16 protein-coding genes and 1 other RNA gene are annotated in these 17,442 nt (G+C 52.5%); 12 read left to right on the top strand and 5 right to left on the bottom strand.

Annotated features, from left to right (window positions below):
* The first annotated feature begins 101 nt into the window (after nucleotides 1–101).
* Nucleotides 102–578 carry a hypothetical protein gene (locus CSR02_RS15535; protein ID WP_042786362.1) on the top strand — a complete coding sequence of 159 codons (477 nt, stop codon included), beginning with the start codon at nucleotides 102–104 and terminating at the stop codon, nucleotides 576–578.
* Between the two features lie 60 nt (nucleotides 579–638).
* Nucleotides 639–1,946 (top strand): 5-aminolevulinate synthase, encoded by a 1,308-nt coding sequence (hemA, locus tag CSR02_RS15530; protein WP_099542279.1) that lies wholly within the window; start codon nucleotides 639–641, stop codon nucleotides 1,944–1,946.
* Between the two features lie 47 nt (nucleotides 1,947–1,993).
* Here hemA and CSR02_RS15525 read toward each other — a convergent pair whose 3' ends face one another.
* Nucleotides 1,994–2,872 (bottom strand): DsbA family protein, encoded by an 879-nt coding sequence (locus CSR02_RS15525; RefSeq protein WP_099542278.1) that lies wholly within the window; start codon nucleotides 2,870–2,872, stop codon nucleotides 1,994–1,996.
* 47 nt (nucleotides 2,873–2,919) lie between these two features.
* Here CSR02_RS15525 and CSR02_RS15520 point away from each other — a divergent pair, with 47 nt between their 5' ends.
* A complete protein-coding gene (locus CSR02_RS15520; protein WP_099542277.1) occupies nucleotides 2,920–4,377 on the top strand; it encodes a gamma-glutamyltransferase in 1,458 nt (485 codons plus the stop codon).
* A 263-nt stretch (nucleotides 4,378–4,640) separates the two neighbouring features.
* Entirely contained in the window at nucleotides 4,641–5,666 is a 1,026-nt protein-coding gene (gene recA, locus CSR02_RS15515; protein ID WP_272867654.1) for a recombinase RecA, read from the top strand.
* Here recA and CSR02_RS15510 read toward each other — a convergent pair.
* On the bottom strand, nucleotides 5,663–6,184 hold the full coding sequence (locus CSR02_RS15510; RefSeq protein ID WP_099542276.1) for a GNAT family N-acetyltransferase: 522 nt from the start codon (nucleotides 6,182–6,184) through the stop codon (nucleotides 5,663–5,665). The genes recA and CSR02_RS15510 overlap by 4 nt on opposite strands.
* Nucleotides 6,185–6,253: 69 nt before the next feature.
* On the opposite strand from CSR02_RS15510, the gene CSR02_RS15505 reads away from it, so the two are divergent.
* The 3 genes from CSR02_RS15505 to mdoH all read left to right on the top strand — a co-directional run bounded on the left by CSR02_RS15505 (nucleotide 6,254) and on the right by mdoH (nucleotide 10,364).
* Nucleotides 6,254–6,619 carry a winged helix-turn-helix domain-containing protein gene (locus tag CSR02_RS15505; RefSeq protein ID WP_042786357.1) on the top strand — a complete coding sequence of 122 codons (366 nt, stop codon included), beginning with the start codon at nucleotides 6,254–6,256 and terminating at the stop codon, nucleotides 6,617–6,619.
* A 65-nt stretch (nucleotides 6,620–6,684) separates the two neighbouring features.
* Nucleotides 6,685–8,229 (top strand): glucan biosynthesis protein, encoded by a 1,545-nt coding sequence (locus CSR02_RS15500; RefSeq protein WP_099542275.1) that lies wholly within the window; start codon nucleotides 6,685–6,687, stop codon nucleotides 8,227–8,229.
* A 2-nt stretch (nucleotides 8,230–8,231) separates the two neighbouring features.
* Entirely contained in the window at nucleotides 8,232–10,364 is a 2,133-nt protein-coding gene (mdoH, locus tag CSR02_RS15495) for a glucans biosynthesis glucosyltransferase MdoH (protein WP_183172632.1), read from the top strand.
* 48 nt (nucleotides 10,365–10,412) lie between these two features.
* On the opposite strand, the gene nagA is transcribed toward mdoH, so the two are convergent.
* The 3 genes from nagA to CSR02_RS15480 are packed head-to-tail and all read right to left on the bottom strand — an operon-like array spanning nucleotide 10,413 to nucleotide 13,272.
* Nucleotides 10,413–11,516: an N-acetylglucosamine-6-phosphate deacetylase gene (nagA, locus tag CSR02_RS15490; protein ID WP_099542273.1), complete on the bottom strand. Its 1,104-nt coding sequence runs from the start codon at nucleotides 11,514–11,516 to the stop codon at nucleotides 10,413–10,415.
* Between the two features lie 25 nt (nucleotides 11,517–11,541).
* Entirely contained in the window at nucleotides 11,542–12,810 is a 1,269-nt protein-coding gene (gene gluP, locus CSR02_RS15485; RefSeq protein ID WP_099542272.1) for a glucose/galactose MFS transporter, read from the bottom strand.
* A 33-nt stretch (nucleotides 12,811–12,843) separates the two neighbouring features.
* Nucleotides 12,844–13,272, bottom strand: coding sequence for a hypothetical protein (locus CSR02_RS15480; protein WP_042786543.1), 429 nt, complete (start codon nucleotides 13,270–13,272; stop codon nucleotides 12,844–12,846).
* A 142-nt stretch (nucleotides 13,273–13,414) separates the two neighbouring features.
* Here CSR02_RS15480 and ffs point away from each other — a divergent pair.
* From ffs to CSR02_RS15455, 5 genes are all read left to right on the top strand, one after another.
* Nucleotides 13,415–13,512, top strand: an RNA gene (gene ffs, locus CSR02_RS15475) — signal recognition particle sRNA small type.
* A 71-nt stretch (nucleotides 13,513–13,583) separates the two neighbouring features.
* Nucleotides 13,584–15,569 (top strand): DNA polymerase III subunit gamma/tau, encoded by a 1,986-nt coding sequence (locus CSR02_RS15470; protein WP_099542302.1) that lies wholly within the window; start codon nucleotides 13,584–13,586, stop codon nucleotides 15,567–15,569.
* A gap of 99 nt (nucleotides 15,570–15,668) precedes the next feature.
* On the top strand, nucleotides 15,669–15,992 hold the full coding sequence (locus CSR02_RS15465) for a YbaB/EbfC family nucleoid-associated protein (RefSeq protein ID WP_003624890.1): 324 nt from the start codon (nucleotides 15,669–15,671) through the stop codon (nucleotides 15,990–15,992).
* Between the two features lie 31 nt (nucleotides 15,993–16,023).
* Complete coding sequence (gene recR, locus CSR02_RS15460) at nucleotides 16,024–16,620, top strand: recombination mediator RecR (protein ID WP_003624888.1); 597 nt, start codon at nucleotides 16,024–16,026, stop codon at nucleotides 16,618–16,620.
* A gap of 20 nt (nucleotides 16,621–16,640) precedes the next feature.
* On the top strand, nucleotides 16,641–17,441 hold the full coding sequence (locus CSR02_RS15455; protein ID WP_099542271.1) for an SDR family oxidoreductase: 801 nt from the start codon (nucleotides 16,641–16,643) through the stop codon (nucleotides 17,439–17,441).
* The last annotated feature ends 1 nt before the right edge of the window (nucleotide 17,442 follow it).

Genomic DNA, 17,442 nt, shown 5'->3' with positions numbered 1-17,442 from the left:
AGGGCTTGCACCCGGTGCAGGAGAGCGCGAAAGAAACAGAAATGGTCCTGTAAAGCCATGTTGAATTGCCATTACACGTTCTGGTGGAGAACTGTTCTGTTATGCTGCCCGTTTCCCGAGTTACAGAAAAAGGGTCTTTTCTGCGTGTTGTTGTTGCGGGGTGCGTGCTGGTTGGCATGACAGGCTGCAAGTTGGTTGATCAAAAAACCTTCAATCCCAATGCAGGTGTGGCGCCCAAGCCCTATATTCCGCCACCACCACCGGGGCCGCCGCCTGTGCCACCGCTGATTGAGCTGGCCGCAGGCACCCCTGCATCGCAATGGGAAGGGCCTGTTGATCAGATTACGCGCCTTGCCCTTAGCCGCAAACCTGATGTTCTGTTTGTTGTCAGGTGTCTGGTGCCTCCACAGGCCAATGCAGATGCAGAACAGACGTCCCTGATGAATCTGGTGCAGGGGGATGGGCGTGCTGTATTACAGGAAATCATTAACGCTGGCGCTTCTGAAGCGCAGGTGGAAATGTCCGCTATGCCGGATTCTTCCGTGACGAAACCGATTGTGCGGGTGTATGTGCGATAAAGCAGCATTATATACACAAACGTGTGAACACACAGGCCAGACGGCCGATGGGTACGCGCCATGCCCCGACCGTTTCTGACGAGAAGCGAGGAGAAAGTTAGCGTGGGAGCGATAAAAAACGCCCGCCATCCTTTTTATGATCATTGCCATCAGGCGCTGGATCAGATCAGACATCAGGGGCGATACAGAACCTTTACACCATTGGCGCGGCAGGCTGAGCGTTTTCCTTTGTACGAAGAAGCCGTAAGGGGTCTGCCGCAAGGGCGTGAAGTTATTGTCTGGTCTACCAATGACTATCTGGGTATGGGCGTTGTGCCAGAGGTGCAGGACGCTGCCATTGCCGCTATTCGGGAACATGGGGCCGGGGCCGGTGGCACGCGCAATATTGCAGGCACAAGCCCGCTGCATACACAGCTAGAGGCAGAACTCGCCTCCCTGCATGGTAAGGAAGCGGGGCTTCTGTTTATTTCTGGTTATGTTTCCAATCAGGCCAGTCTTCAAACCATTCTGACATCCATGCCCGGCTGGATCTGTTTTTCAGACCGGCTGAATCATGCCTCCATGATCGCGGGGATTAAAGGTGCGCGCGGGTCTCAGACAGTCATTTACGAACATAATGACCTGAAAGATCTGGAAGAAAAGCTGGCGGCAGCGCCAAAAGATGCTCCCAAGCTGATCGCGTTTGAGAGCGTTTATTCCATGGACGGTGATATTTCCGATATTGCCGGAACCTGTGCGCTTGCCCGCAAATACAATGCGCTGACATATCTGGATGAAGTGCACGCCGTTGGCCTATATGGTCAGGAAGGTGGTGGTGTTTCTCAGCGTGATGGTGTGGCCGATCAGGTTGATATTATTGAAGGCACGCTGGCCAAGGGGTTTGGGGTACATGGGGGCTACATCACGGCTTCTGCCGAAATTGTAGATTTTCTGCGTTCTACGGCTTCGGGCTTTATTTTCACCACGGCTTTGCCGCCGCCGGTTGTGGCCGGGGCACTTGCCAGTGTGCGCAAGGTGCGTGCTGAAAACTGGCGGCGCGAGTGTATTTTTGAACGCGTTAATACATTCCGCCATCGGTTGCGTGCGGCAGGTGTGCCCTTTACCATGACACCTAGCCATATTGTGCCTATTCCCATTGGGGATGCTGAGCGCTGCAAGCAGATCAGCCGCCGTTTGCTGACGGAATATGGCCATTATGCAACCCCCATCAATTATCCAACTGTGCCGCAGGGCACGGAGCGCTTGCGCCTGACGCCGGGGCCGTTCCACACGGATGAGATGATGGATGATCTGATTAACGCACTGAGTATCCTGCTGCGTGAAGAAGGCATTATGCCAGCACGTCAGGCAGCCTGCTCAGCCGCGTAAAAACATTTGTGGCGGGTAAAGGTTTCCTCTCTACCCGCCACAAAAAATTAATGGCTGTTTTTCAGCTTTTCCACAGCGGCTTTGAGTTCGGATAAAGAGACCGCACCGGGGATAATGGCCTGATCCCCAATAATGAAGGTGGGTGTTCCCTCCAGATTGATGGAGCGGGCCAAGGCAACATTTTTTGCCAGCGCTGTGGTGACAGCAGAGCTTTTCATATCCTTCACCAGCTTGTCTGCATCCAGCCCGGCCTGATGGGCCGCATTGCGGATTCGGTCCATACCGGGAGCTGAAGAATCTGCCATCAGAATTTTCTGGAATGGAATGTACTTGCCTTGCAGGCCAGCGGCCATAATGGCCTGAGCATCCAATGTGCTGTTTGGCCCCAGAACAGGAATAACCTTTTCCACGAGTCTTAAATCTGGTTCTGCGGCAACAAGTGCATCCAGATCATCTAAAACCTTGCGGCAGTAGGGGCAGCGGGGATCATAAAACTCTACCACGCTGAGGGTACCATGCGGATTGCCCAGCACGACATCGGAAGAACTTCCGCCAAAAAGTGGTGCGTTACGGCGCACCAGATCCAGCACAGAAGCATTTTTCTGTGCGGCCGCTTTGGTTTGCAGGGCGGCAATGGCATCCGACAGAATGGAAGGGTCGGTTTTTAATGCATTGCGCATGATGTTGACAATTTCAGCGCGCTGGGCTGGCGTAAAGCTGCTGTCTGCGGCACGTGCTGGCGCGGAGTCCGCATAAAACAGGGCAGCGGCCAATGCGCCAGCGCCTGCTGTAAGGCGGAAGAAAGATTTCAGATTCTGCATGGTGTCCTTCTCCATAAACTGGAATGGTATGGCACGTGCGGTGGTTGGGGCAAGGTTGAGCGGTTGCTGCTTGCGGTAAAGCAGGTTAATCCAGAAAGATATCATCCAGACGACTGCCCGCCGGACGGGCCCAGTAGTGGAGAAAGCAAGGCGTGGCCGCCCGTTCTATGATCCCCCGTTTCACGCGGTTTAAAACCGTGCTTTCTGGTTCTCGCAAGCGTGCAGGCGCTTTGGCTCTTGCACTTACTTCCGTTTTGCCAGCCTGTAGCTCTGGCAGCCATCTCGCACAGCCTGTTGAAACAGGGTTTGTGGGTGAGGTTGTGGCGGATGAACCTCAGGCCGTTCTGGTCGGGCGTGATGTTCTGGCCAAAGGGGGTAATGCGGCAGATGCCGCGGCTGCACTGGGGCTGGCCCTTTCTGTTACACTGCCTTCCAGGGCATCTCTTGGGGGAGGTGGCGCCTGTCTGGCATGGAAGCCGGGAGATAGTGCCGGGCAAGCCTTTATTTTCCTGCCCAGAGCCGGGTTGAATGATGCCGGGGCAGATCGCCCAGCTTCTGCTCCCATGTTGGCGCGTGGCTTATATATCATGCAGTTGCGCTATGGCAGTGTGGACTTTGCAGATCTGCTGCTGCCCGCCCGCAATCTGGCATCTCGCGGCGTGCCTGTGGGCGGGTTGCTGGCATCAGACCTTGCCGCCGTGCAGGCTCCTTTGCTGGCGGATGAAAAAACTCGCGCCATTTTTGGTAATGCCAACGGCAACGTGCTGGTGGCAGACGATGTTATGGTGCAAACGCGTCTGGCAGGTGCATTGGAGCGAATGCGTATTGCCGGGGTGGGTGACCTTTACGTAGGTGCATTGGGGCAGACTTTTACTGATGCAGCCCGTGCTGCCGGTGGGGGGCTTACAACGCTTGATTTGCGCGCCGCCATTCCGGTGGCAGCACAACCGCTGACAGCACGTGTTGATGGTGTTGATATCAGCTTTCTGCCCCCGCCAGCGGATGGTGGGTTTGGCATGGCGGCTGCGTATCTTTCCAATGTCGGGCAGAATGGGGGCCGCGTAAGGGCTGAAACAGCGGTATCCGGCTGGCGTGCACGGCAGGGCGCAAAAGGGGCAGCCACCAGTATTGCAGATGCACAGGCCCTTTTGAATTCCGGGCATATTCCTACCGGTTCTGTTTTGCCTGCTTTGCCAGCCTCCACGTCTTTTGTCGTGACAGACAGGCAGGGTGAATCTGTTGGTTGTGCGTTTACCATGAACAACCTGTTTGGTACTGGGCGTATTGCAGGCTCCACCGGTATTATGCTGGGGGCCTCCCCTGTGCGGAAGCCCTTGCCACTTTTGCCGGTTGCCATTGCACATCGTGGCACAACCCAGTTTCAGGCAACAGCTACAGCATCCGGGCAGAATGTTGCCGCAGATACAGCTGCCGTTGCGTTACAGGCAGCAATAGCAGGCACGCGCCCCCAGGTGACCAATGGTGTAGGGCGTGCCAATTTTGTGTCTTGCCCCGCCGGTTTGCCGGGTGATGGAAGCAAATGTTTTGGATGGACAGACCCCAGAGGGTTCGGGTTGGCGCTTTCTTCTGGCCAAAGCAAAAAGAACTGATGATTTTTAAGGTCTGATAAAGATGGCAGTTTAATCTTATGCTGCCATCTTGAAAAGTTCCCAATTTGTTCTTAATAGAACAGACAGAGATCGTAGCATTAACACAAAGTTTCCATAAGGTGCCTATCTGGTAGTTTCGTTGCTGCCATTGGGGCTTTATGGCAGAAATTGAACGTACAATTTCTGTGCATGGTGCGTTGTGCATATTCAAGGGGCCTTACGTTATGTCTGGCAGTCCGGCCCACAGGAAGGGAATGGTAAAAATGGATAAGGCAAAGGCTCTGGAAGGCGCGTTAGGGCAAATCGAGCGTGCTTTTGGCAAAGGTTCCATCATGCGTCTTGGGCAGCGGCCCAAGGTAGAAGCAGATGTTATTCCTACGGGCTCTCTTGGGCTGGATATTGCATTGGGCATTGGGGGCCTGCCCCGTGGCCGTGTAGTGGAAATTTACGGGCCGGAAAGTTCCGGTAAAACCACGCTTGCGCTCCATGCTATTGCAGAAGCGCAAAAACGCGGCGGCACATGCGCTTTTATTGACGCCGAGCATGCGCTGGACCCTGGCTATGCCAAAAAACTGGGCGTGGATGTAGATAACCTGCTGATCAGCCAGCCAGATGCCGGAGAACAGGCGCTGGAAATTGCAGATACGCTGGTAAGGTCCGGCGCGGTTGATGTGTTGGTGGTGGATAGTGTTGCAGCCTTGGTGCCGCGTGCAGAACTGGAAGGAGACATGGGGGATAGCCATGTTGGCCTGCATGCACGTTTGATGAGTCAGGCATTGCGCAAGCTTACAGGCACAGTTGCTCGCTCCAATACACTCATGATCTTCCTGAACCAGATCCGCCTGAAAATTGGCGTCATGTTCGGAAATCCCGAAACAACGACCGGGGGGAATGCCCTAAAGTTCTATTCTTCCGTGCGTATGGATATTCGCCGCATCGGGTCTATCAAGGATAAGGACGAAGTGACGGGCAATCAGACGCGTGTAAAGGTTGTTAAAAACAAAATGGCACCGCCTTTCCGTCAGGTTGAGTTTGACATCATGTACGGTGAAGGCATCAGTAAGGTTGGTGAGTTGATTGACCTTGGCGTAAAGGCTGGCGTGGTTGAAAAGTCTGGCGCATGGTTCTCTTATGATAGCCAGCGTATTGGGCAGGGGCGTGAAAACGCTAAGCAGTTCCTGCGCGATCACCCTGAAATGGCTGCAGATATTGAACGCCGCGTGCGTGAACACGCAGGCGTTGTGGCTGAGGCTATGATGGTGGCGCCAGAACACCATGAAGGTGACTAGGTCCTTCTATTTATAGTGCGATAAAACAGGCGGGCTTGTGCATCGTAAGATGCCAGCACCGCCTGTTCTGTTTTACTGGTAGGGGCTTCTGCAAAACCCATTTTCTGCCAAAAGCCAATGGCGTAGCAGGTGGACGTTAATAAAAGGATAGGCAAGTTTTGCCCGCGTGCGGCCTGTTCTGCCAAGACTAAAGCCTGTTGCGCAAACCCTTGCCCCCTGACTGTGGGGGAGAGGGCAAGATCATGAATGTACCAGCTGTCTGCCTTATCAGGCAAAGCATGCAACAGGGTGTTGAGCGGTGGGGAAACAAACCCTTGCCATGGGTGGCTTATAAGGTAGCCAAGCACCTGCTGTTCCCGCGCAAGAGAAAAACAGCCATCTGGCGCAAGTTTCAGGCGTTCTTCAAACACGGCCTGGTCTTCCACGTAATCCAGATGGACATGGGCTGTGAGTGCCATGACACCAGCAAGATCATCTGGTGTCATGGAACGCCAAGTGGTATCTGCGCTTGAAGCCATATAGAATTTCCGTTTTTTCCTTATACAGTTATTCAACTCAAAGGCGGATAACTGGAAAAGTGGGTAGGCATGACGGCACGGGTAAGATTGACATTGCGACTGGATGCAGATGGTAAACCTGCATTGGGGCATGGCAAAATACATCTTCTGGAAAAGTTGGAAGAAACAGGTTCCATTTCAGCAGCAGGGCGCGCCATGGGCATGTCTTATCGCCGGACATGGTTGTTGGTGGATAATTTGAACCAGCTTTTTAAGGAACCTCTGGTAATCACCCGGCCCGGTGGTGGCGGTGGAGCTTTTTTGACGCCCACAGGCAAAACTGTTGTTGCCTTGTACCGTCAGATTGAAAGTAAGGCTACACAGGCGGCCAGTGCCGATGTGTCAGAACTGGAAAGTTTATTGTCGGCCTGCCCACAAAAAACCGCATCAGAATGAGATGGCCAGATTCAGAGTTATGAAAAAACCATCCCATAAGAATTAGTTAAAATCGGGAGACAGATGTGTCAGCAAATGTGCAGCGACGTGATGTAATCAAGGCAGGGGCAGGTGTTACCCTGGCTTCGCTGGTAGGGGGTGCCGTTGGGCGCGCACATGCCCAAGGGCTGGCAAGTGCTACAGGCGCATTTGATGATAACACGGTTGCGCAGATTGCCCGCCGTTTGGCCAATAGCGCCTACAAGGCGCCAGATCAGACTTTGCCAAAGGTGCTGTCAAACCTGAATTTCGATCAGTTCCGTAGCATTGCTTATCGCCCGAACCGGGCATTGTGGAGCGGCGATAATCTGGGTTTTGATGTGGAGTTTTATCCACGTGGTTTTTTATACAGGCCGCGGATTGAAATTTACGAAGTACAGAATGGGCAGGCCGCCGCTGTTCCTTATTCTCCTGATCTGTTTACTTATGCAGATTCTTCGCTGCGGGTTGAAGATAATCTGGGTTTTGCAGGCCTGCGCATACGGGCCCCCATTAACACGCCCGGCGTAATGGAAGAGTTCTGTGTTTTTCTGGGTGCATCGTATTTTCGCGCTGTAGGAAAGGGCCAGATTTATGGGCTTTCTGCGCGCGGGTTTGCCGATGGCACGGGGGATCCGAAAGGGGAGGAGTTTGCGCTTTTCCGTGCATTCTGGCTGGAAAAACCGCAGCCAGGTGTACAGTCTGTGGTGGTGCATGCTTTGCTGGATAGTCCTTCCTTAACTGGGGCTTTCCGTTTCACTATCCGTCCGGGTGAAAGCACGGTATTTGATGTCCAGTCCACGCTTTTTCCACGCACCAAGATTGAACAGTCTGGCATCGCTCCGCTGACAGGCATGTTCTATTTTGACGGGAATGACCGCAACCATATTGATGATTGGCGCCCCGCTGCGCATGATAGCGAAGCCCTGCAAATGTGGACAGGCGCAGATCAGCAGCTTTATCGCCCTTTGCGTAATCCACTGGATCTTCAGTTTTCAACATTTTCCGATACCTCGCCGCGTGGTTTCGGGTTGATGCAGCGTCGGCGTTCTTTTCATGATTATGAAGATCTGTCCTTGCATTATGAAAAACGCCCTTCCTTGTGGATTGAGCCCATTGGAGATTGGGGTTCAGGTTGGGTAGATCTGGTTGAAATCCCGACCCCCAATGAGGTGAATGATAATATTGTCGCTTTCTGGCGGCCAAAGGAGACCTTACAGGCTGGTAAGGAATACAGCTTTACATACCGTATGTACTGGGGATGGGATGTACCTTTTCCCACACCATTGGCGCGGATTGGTGCCACACGCGTGGGGGCAGTGGTGGATGATAAAACTGCGCGTTTCTTTGCCATAGATTTTGAAGGTGCGCCGTTTGAGCATTTGCCCAAAGATACACACTTCCATGTCTCGCCTCAGGCTTCTGCGGGTACAATTCGCAATGTTGTTGTTGAACCTAATCCAGAAATCAATGGGTGGCGTACAACGTTTGAGTTCGTGCCAGGTGATGCCAAGGTGGCAGATCTAAGCTGTGTTCTGGAAACGGATACCGGGCCAGTTTCTGAAGAGTGGCTGTACCGATGGACACCGTAAACATGCCGGATTCTACAGAAATGTTTCGTGCTCTCCCTTCAGAATCCCCTTTGGATATGCCGGTGCAGGATTTTCATGCTGCACCCAATATGGGGGGGCGTGGGCGTACACCCATAACGTCTCCACGCAACATTGTGTTGCGACGGCTGGCCGTTATTGGTTCAGCGTTGTTGCTGACGGCTTATGGCGCATGGCGCACACATAAGGTGATGGACGAAGCAGGCGTTTCCACCTTGGGTGTGATGATGCTGCTGCTGTTTATTGCCCTGTTTATGTGGATTGCTCTGGCATTTACATCTTCTGTTGCCGGGTTTTGTTCTTTGGTTGCGCATGGCGGCCTTGGGCTGGGCATCAGCAGGTCTGGCCCCTTGCCTCAACTCATGCGACGCAACGCAGTTTTATTGCCCACATATAATGAGCCACCCCGCCGCGTTATGGCGGGGCTGAAAGCTATTTATACAAGTTTACAGGAAACAGGAGAACTGCCCGCCTTCGATTTCTTCATTCTGTCAGACACCACAAACCCGGATGTATGGGTGGAAGAAGAAGCTGCATTTCTGGCGCTGCGTGAAGAAACTGGTGGATATGACCATATTTTTTACCGCCGCCGCCATAACAATGTTGAACGTAAGGCTGGTAATTTGGGGGAATGGGTACGCCGTTTTGGTGGGGCGTACGACCATATGGTGACACTGGATGCAGATTCCGTTATGTCTGGCGCAACATTGGTGCGCATGGCGGCTGCAATGGAGCGCAACCCCGGCGTAGGACTTATACAGACACTTCCAGTTATTACCGGTGGCACAACACTTTTTGCGCGTTTGCAGCAGTTTGCAGGCCGTGTGTACGGGCCAGTTATTGCATATGGTATTGCATGGTGGCATGGATCGGAGGGCAATTACTGGGGACATAATGCCATTATCCGCACGCGTGCTTTTGCAGAGCAGGCAGGCATGCCCCATGTGCCCGGTAAGCCGCCTTTTGGTGGGCATATTTTAAGCCATGACTTTGTAGAGGCCGCTTTGATGCGCCGTGGCGGCTGGGCCATCCATATGGTGCCAGCGCTGGATGGTTCTTATGAGGAAAGCCCGCCTTCTTTAACTGATGTTGCCATTCGTGACCGGCGTTGGTGCCAGGGCAATCTTCAGCACGTCAAGGTTCTGCCAACCAAAGGTCTGCATTGGGTCAGCCGTATGCACATGGTTGTTGGCATAGGCGCTTATGTAACATCTCCCTTGTGGTTGGTGTTTTTGCTGACAGGCATTTTAATTTCTCTTCAGGCGCATTTTGAGCGGCCTGAATATTTTGGAGAAACAAAACTTCTTTATCCGCACTGGCCGCATGTTGATCCGGTGCAGGCTAAATATGTGTTTATCGGCACCATGATTGTGCTGCTGGCACCAAAACTTCTTGCCTATATTGCTTTGCTTCTGGATAGGGAAAACTGCAAAGGTTGCGGTGGTGCCATACGTGCGGCAGCCTCCATATTGGTGGAAACACTGATTGGCGGATTGATTGCGCCCATTGCCATGCTGATTCAAACTCTTGGTGTCTTTTCCATTCTTACTGGTCATGATTCTGGCTGGAACGCACAGCGGCGAGATGATGGTGGCGTGCCATTTATGGATATTGTGCGCCAGTATGGGCGTTTTACCATTTTTGGCTTGTTGTTGGGCGCTGGGGCGTGGGTTGTTTCACCTTCTCTTTTCTTCTGGATGACCCCTGTTTTGCTGGGGCTGGTTTTTTCCATTCCTTTGGTGGCGTTTACCAGCAGCCGTAATGTTGGGCTGGATTTTCGGAAGGCCGGTTTACTTCTGGTGCCAGAAGAAACAAATATGCCCGATGTTCTTAAAAAGGTTGAGCAGGACCGCGAAAGTGATGAAGCGCCCGACCTTCCAGAAGATGCTCTGCGTGCTTTGCGGGCAGATATTGGTTTGGCACAGGCGCATATGGCCATGTTGCCACCAGAACGCAAAGCGGGAGATCCGATCAATGCAGATCAACTGGTTGGTTTGGTAAAACTTTCTGAATCTCACACAGTTTCTGAAGTTGAGCATAAACTGACGGTAAAGGAAAAAGCTGCAGTGCTTGGTACGCGCAAAGGCGTAGAAAGCGTTCTGCAACTTGCAGAGTAAATCTGTTTGTGTAGGCGGGAAGGAAAAGAATTTTCTTCCCGCCCTGTATTAGTGAATGCGTTTGCCGCCTACCCATACTTCTTGCACAAATAGACAAGAATCCATTACAACAAAATCAGCACGTTTACCTAAAGCAAGTGTGCCCCGGTCATGCAGGCCTAGATAGTTTGCCGGGTTTCGGGTTAAAAGCGCTACAGCCTCATGTAACGGTATGCCAACCGCAACGGCGTTGCGTAAAGCGGCATCCAGTGTCAGCACACTTCCTGCAAGACTGCCATTTGGCAGGCGTGCTGTACCATTTTCTACAATAACGTCCTGCCCTCCCAGTTGGCTGGGGCCATCTGGCAAACCGGCAGCACGCATGGCATCGGTTACAAATACCAGCCGCTCAGGCATGATCCGTTGAGCAAGCCGAAATGTTGCCGGGTGAATATGGTATGTATCAAAAATCATTTCAGCATAGGCATCACTGCACATCAGGGCCGTTACGGGTCCGGGTCTTCTGCTTTCAATAGGTGGCATGGCGTTAAAAAGATGCGTGCCCCCTGCAACCCCGCCAGATTTGCAGATGTGGCAAATGGCCTGATTGGCCTGTTCGTAACTTGCTACGGTATGACCAAGGCTGACGCGCACCCCTGCTTTTGCAAAACTTTCCATGGCTGTTTGCGCATGTGGAAGTTCCGGTGCCAGTGTAACAATGCGTACGCAGTTGGTAGAGAGTACTTCTGAAACCTTGTCTGGTGTTGGGGAGATATAAAATGGAGGCTGTGCACCAAGTTTATGAGGGCTGACAAAAGGCCCTTCCAGATGAGCGCCATGTATAATGGGACCATTTGGAATTTGTTGCCCCGTTACCTCGGCAATGGCGCGCAATGCGTTCATAACATCTGGCCAGGGGTTGGTAATTGTTGTGGGCAGAAGCGTTGTTGTGCCATGCCGCGCATGAAACTGGCTAAGAGTATGAATGGCTTTTACACCATCCATTGTATCTGCACCATCACCTCCATGAATATGCCCGTCAATAAAACCCGGTAAAATATAACGGTCCGTTTCTTTTTGGGTTGGAGTGATAGTCTGGATTGACATGTCAAAATCCATGCTCCCACTCATGATTGTATGTGGGAGTATGAGATTTCCTGAAATTTCGGTCATATCAGTCAGCCATCAGCGGTTGATGTTATCGAGTGTGTTGTGAAAAACGCAAAATATACATGGAAATGCCAATATAGGAGAGGCAGGACAACGCAGAAAATGCTGCTTGAAAACCTATAATGGTTTTTAACCACACAAAACACTGTGGTAAAATTCCTCCTCCACAATATGCCATAACCAGAAGTGCCGACACAAAAGAAGCATTGTTGGGCGCATTTTTTAAAACTGTTGGAAAAAGGGACGGAAATATCATGGCATTTGCAAATCCAAGGAGTGCAATACATGCAACGGATACGTAACCGTGTGTTATATAGGCTAAAATACTAAGGCCAAATCCAATAATGCAAGATAACATCAATGCACGTTCTTGAGAAAAAACGCGAGGTACACACACAAGGCCCAGCAGATATCCACAAAGCATGCAAACAAGAGTGGCTGAAGTAAAAAGGCTGGATATTCTGACTGGGATCTGAAACCCGGAAGCGTATGTTCCTATTGCATCCCCAGCGAGAACTTCTATGCCGACATAAAGAAACATTGCCATAACACCCAGCCATACGGCTGAGGGTAATTGTGTGGCAGCGTATGGCTCTGTTATGCTCTTTTTTGTATCTGATAATTTTATATCAGGAAGATTTGATAATCTTATATATAAAATTGCAAGCGCCAAAAGTGCAGCCATTCCGACATATGGCCAGTAAATTGCAGAAGTGAATTTTTGTTGTAAGGCTAAAGAGTTCTGTAAGTTATTTGTAAATTCCAATTTTTCAACATGTGGTATGGCAAGGCTTGCTAATGTAACGGGTGCGAGAATGCCTCCAATTTTGTTGCAAATCCCCATAGTGGCAATACGCTGTGCGGCGCGGTTAGCCGGACCCAAAAAACTAACATATGGATTTACGGCAACCTGAAGAAGCGCAAGACCGCTACCCAGAATTAAGAATCCAAAAAGTGCGCCTGGGTATGAAAGAGATTTTATAAACTGGGCCGTAACAAGCATGCCCATTATCATAATACTTAGGGCATATATCAGGCTTTGTCGGAGCCCCTTCCGGGTTATAATTTTGCTGGCGGGAATAGCGAATAAAAAATAGGAAAGATAAAAAATAAACGGAACCAGAAAAGCACTGATATCATCAAGAGAAAATGCAATTTTCATAAAAGAAATAAGCGGGCCATTTAACCAGGTTACAAAACCGATTATGAAAAACAATATTGCAACGGCAATAAATGGCAGCCAACCGTAAGATCCAGCCGGGCAGGAAACAGCATGCCAAGGGCGGCGATTATGCATGCGCGGCCAGACCTTTCCTGGTTTTAGAAAAAATCAGTTTGCGGAATCAGGCAGGCTATCAATTTTTTCGCAAGTATGTGCCAGATCAGCTGAGGGGTTAGGGGCTTCGCACAAGCGCTGTACATCTGGAGCACACATTTCTATGGCATTTTCAAAATCAGATTCCAGCACATCTTCCGCAATGGCCAGATCCTGATCATGGGATCGCTCTTCCTCTGCTTTAAGCATGTCTTGCGTTTTGTGCAGCTCTTTTAGCGCATCAATACAGGCCTGGCTTGCGGCTTCCGGCTTGAAATGAAGTACGGCCAGCTCTTTCTGAAGCTGCACATTGGGTACATTTGTGCGCGACGGTGGATCATCGTCCGCCCGCACAGTGGCCGAGACCGCAAGAGTGCCTATAAAAAAGAGGGAAGCCAGAGCAAATGGCCGTAAAGGCGGAGCAGAAAGGCGGAAGAAAAACACGCGCAGAACTCTCTTCATACACAAGGATATACGCAAGGGTGCTCTGTTTTTAGCCTGTTCATGATCAGAAGGTAAAGCAACACACCTTGGCTTATAGAACTCAGGGTTGGCATGTGCCCGCTTGTAGTGTTATAAAGAAAATGGAAAGTCGGCAGTGGACGGATACCTTGCCAACCCGGTCAGATCCGGAAGGAAGCAGCCATGGTAAGTTTCGTCCGGGTCATTGTTCGGCTTTCCACCCGTTATTTTCCGCCAATGCGGCACGTGTTTCGCATATAAAACAAGGCGTGAACTTTTTCTTCGGGCAAGGCATGAGCGACAAAACAGACGCGCAGCTTCCTCAGGATGAGGGACTCCCCAATCCTGAAATGGAAGGTCCCGGTCTGTTTGGTGATGAGCCCGCCCAACAGGCACCAGAACAGCTTCCCGCAACGCAGCAGGATCAGGCAGCATCACCCTATCGGGTGCTGGCCCGTAAATATCGTCCAACCACATTTGATGATCTGATTGGTCAGGAAGCCATGGTGCGCACGCTGCGTAATGCGTTTGCGCTGGGGCGGGTGGCGCATGCGTTTATGCTTACAGGTGTGCGCGGGGTGGGTAAAACCACTACGGCCCGGATTATTGCGCGCGCCCTTAACTGCATTGGGCCAGATGGCAAAGGCGGCCCAACGGCAGATCCATGCGGTGTGTGTGCCAACTGTGTGGCTATTCTGAATGATCGGCACCCGGATGTGCTGGAAATGGATGCTGCCTCCCGCACAGGTGTGGATGATGTGCGCGAGATTATAGAGGCCACGCGCTTCCGCCCCATGCAGGGGCGCATGAAGGTTTTTATTATTGACGAAGTGCATATGCTTTCACGCAATGCCTTCAATGCGTTGCTGAAAACGCTGGAAGAACCACCAGCGCAGGTTACGTTTATTTTTGCTACTACAGAATTGCGGAAGGTGCCTGTTACGGTGCTTTCACGCTGCCAGCGGTTTGATTTGCGCCGTGTTCCGCAATCTGAGCTGGCGGGGTTGTTTTCACGCATTGCAGATAAGGAACATGTACGCCTGTCGCCAGATGCACTGGCGTTGGTGGCGCGGGCGGCGGATGGTTCGGTGCGTGATGGCCTTTCCCTGCTTGATCAGGCCATTGCGCAGGGTACCGGTCAAACTGATGCAGATGGCGTAATCGGCGCAGCTGTTATCAGTGACATGCTGGGTCTGGCGGATCGGGAAGTTGTGTTCGATCTGTTGGAGGCTGTGCTCACGGGCAAGCCAGATCAGGCTTTGGCATTGTTGGATGCTGCCTACGCACGCGGTGCAGATCCTGGCCTTGTGTTGGGAGATATGTTGGAGCTGGTGCATACCGTTTCGCGTTTGAGGGCCGTGCCAGGCCTGCGCGATTCGGCTGATATGCCAGAAGCAGAGCGTGTACGCGGCACGCATATGGCGGATACTTTTACTGTGCCCGTGCTCATGCGTGCGTGGCAGATGCTCGTAAAAGGGATGCAGGAAGTAGAAGCTGCATCAGACAGGCGTGCCGCTGCAGATATGGTGCTGATTCGCCTGTGTTACGTGGCGGATCTTCCTTCTCCAGAAGATTTAATAAAGCGTCTTTCAGGAGGGGAAAGCTCGGCAGGGCGAGCAAGTGCGGGCGCGAGTTCTGGAGTGCCCTCTGCCGGGGCAACTTCTGCCGTACAAGCTCCATCCACTCCTGCAGGACATCAGCCACCGCCATTGCGTATGGTGAGTGGCGGGCAAAGTGTTTCTGCTGCGGCACCAATGGCTGCTCCAGCTCCCACGCCATCTGCTGAATCTCAAGCTCTACCCACTCCACGCACGTGGCGAGAAGCCGTGGCTTTGGTGAAAGATCAGAAAGAAGCCATTTTGCATGGGCAGCTTCGGCATGCGGCACATCTGGTTTCCTTTGCGCCAGGGCATATTGTCCTGCGGTTTGAGCAGCATGTGCCTTCTGGGGCCGCGCAGGAGCTCCGCAAAGTGCTGGACCGCGCTACGGATATGCGTTGGCGGGTCGAGCTTTCGGAGGAAGAAGGCGAGCCTACGTTAGATGCGCAGGGAGCTGAGATTATTCAGTTTCGGCGCAAGGAGGCTGAAGCTCACCCATTGGTGAAGGCCATTCTCAAGTTTTTCCCGGATGCAGAACTGGGTGAAGTGCGTGATCATGGTTTGGATGATTACGGCCTGCCGCCAGAAGAACCCGCCCCCGAACTGCTTTTTGCGCCACTGGATGCAGAGTTTCTGGATGAGGATGAACGGCCCTATGATCCGGGCATGTCTCCAGACTGAAGCCGGTGAGCAGGTAATGCACGCCCCTCAGGCTGTGCGGTGTGACATATAGCAACAGGCTGCCAGCAACAGGGCAGTGTGAAAATAAAGGGATAGTTGATGAAAAATCTTGCCTCATTGATGAAGCAGGCTACGCAGATGCAGTCCAAGATGGAAGCAATGCAAAGCACGCTGGAAGCCATGAACATTGAAGGTTCAGCCGGCGCAGGCATGGTGCAGGTTGTGCTGAGCGGTAAAGGGGACATGCGTTCCATCAAGATTGACCCCAAGCTGGCTGATCCGGAAGAAATGGAAATGCTGCAGGATCTGATTGTGGCTGCCTGTGCAGATGCCCGCAAAAAGCTGGATGAAAAAGCAGCCGAAGAAATGCAGAAGGTGACTGGTGGCCTGAACCTGCCACCGGGCATGAAGTTGCCATTCTGATACAGCGGAACGGATAACAGCATTGTCCGGTATGGGTGGGCAGGAAATAGAGCAGCTTATCCGGCTTTTGGGCCGGTTGCCGGGGTTTGGCCCGCGCTCTGCGCGCAGGGTTGCATTGTATTTGCTCAAGGAGCCGCAAACCCGGCTTGCCCCTTTGGCGCACGCAATGGAGCGGGCGGGCAATGCCATAAAAACCTGCTCATCCTGCGGCAATCTGGATACAATAGATCCATGCCATATCTGTTCTGATCCTTTGCGAGATCAGGGTTTGATCTGTGTTGTGGAAACAGTGGGTGATCTGTGGGCGCTGGAGCGTGCGGGCGTGCATCGTGGTGTGTATCAGGTTCTGGGTGGCACACTCTCTCCATTGGCGGGAATTGGGCCGGAAGATCTGGATGTGGCCCCGCTGTTTGAAAAGCTGAACAAAGGCACGGTGCGCGAAATTATTTTGGCACTGGGGGCCACGGTGGAAGGTGCCACCACCATGCACTGGCTGATGGATCAGCTTGCGCCTTACGGTGGTGTAACTGTCAGCCGTGTTGCGCAAGGTGTGCCCATGGGTGGGGCGCTGGATGTGCTGGATGATGGTACTCTGGCCGCAGCACTGGGTGCCCGGCGCCCAGCATGACGATAAAGGAGGCTGATACGATGCCATTGAATGGTTTTCCCATTTCGGCGGCCATTCCCCGTCGTGCGTTGGTCACGGGTGCGGGTGCAAGGCTTGGGCGTGCTATTGCCTTGGGGTTGGCGCAGGCTGGGTTTGATGTGGCAATTCACTATCGCTCTGGGCAGGAAGATGCGCAGGAAACAGCCGCCGCCATTAACGCGTGTGGGCAGAAAAGTTGCCTGTTACAGGCTGATCTGGCGCGGGAGGAAGGGGTAGAGCCTCTGGTAGAACAGGCTGCGGCTGCCTTGGGTGGGCCGTTAGGCGTTTTGGTGAACAATGCCTCCACGTTCGAGCGGGATGAGTGGTATAATGTCACGCGCGAAAGCTGGATGGCGCATCTTAAACCCAATTTGCGCGCACCCTTTGTGCTAATGCAGCATTTTGCCAAAGCGCTGCCAGAAACAGCACAGGGCATGGTGCTGAATATGCTGGATGAGCGTGTGTGGTCTCTCACTCCGCATTTTGTCAGCTATACCGTGTCTAAAAGCGCTTTATGGACGTTAACGCAGACAATGGCGTTGGCGCTTGCTTCTAAAGGCATACGGGTAAACGCTATTGGTCCGGGGCCAGCATTGCCTAGTGTAAGGCAGACAGAAGAGCAGTTTGCCCGGCAATGTGCTTCTGTGCCTTTGGGGCATGGTACATCGCCAGAAGAGGTTGCACGCGCGGCTTTGGCTCTGCTGGCTTTACCCTCCGTAACAGGGCAGATGTTGGCGCTGGATGGTGGGCAGCATTTGCAATGGTCTCCGGCGTTGCCTGCCGGAGCCGTATTGGAAGAATAGA

The sequence above is a fragment of the Acetobacter pomorum genome (assembly GCF_002738225.1).
Classification (GTDB): domain Bacteria; phylum Pseudomonadota; class Alphaproteobacteria; order Acetobacterales; family Acetobacteraceae; genus Acetobacter; species Acetobacter pomorum.
Note: the sequence above shows the minus strand (reverse complement) of the source record. Positions and strands in the feature narration are given on the sequence as shown.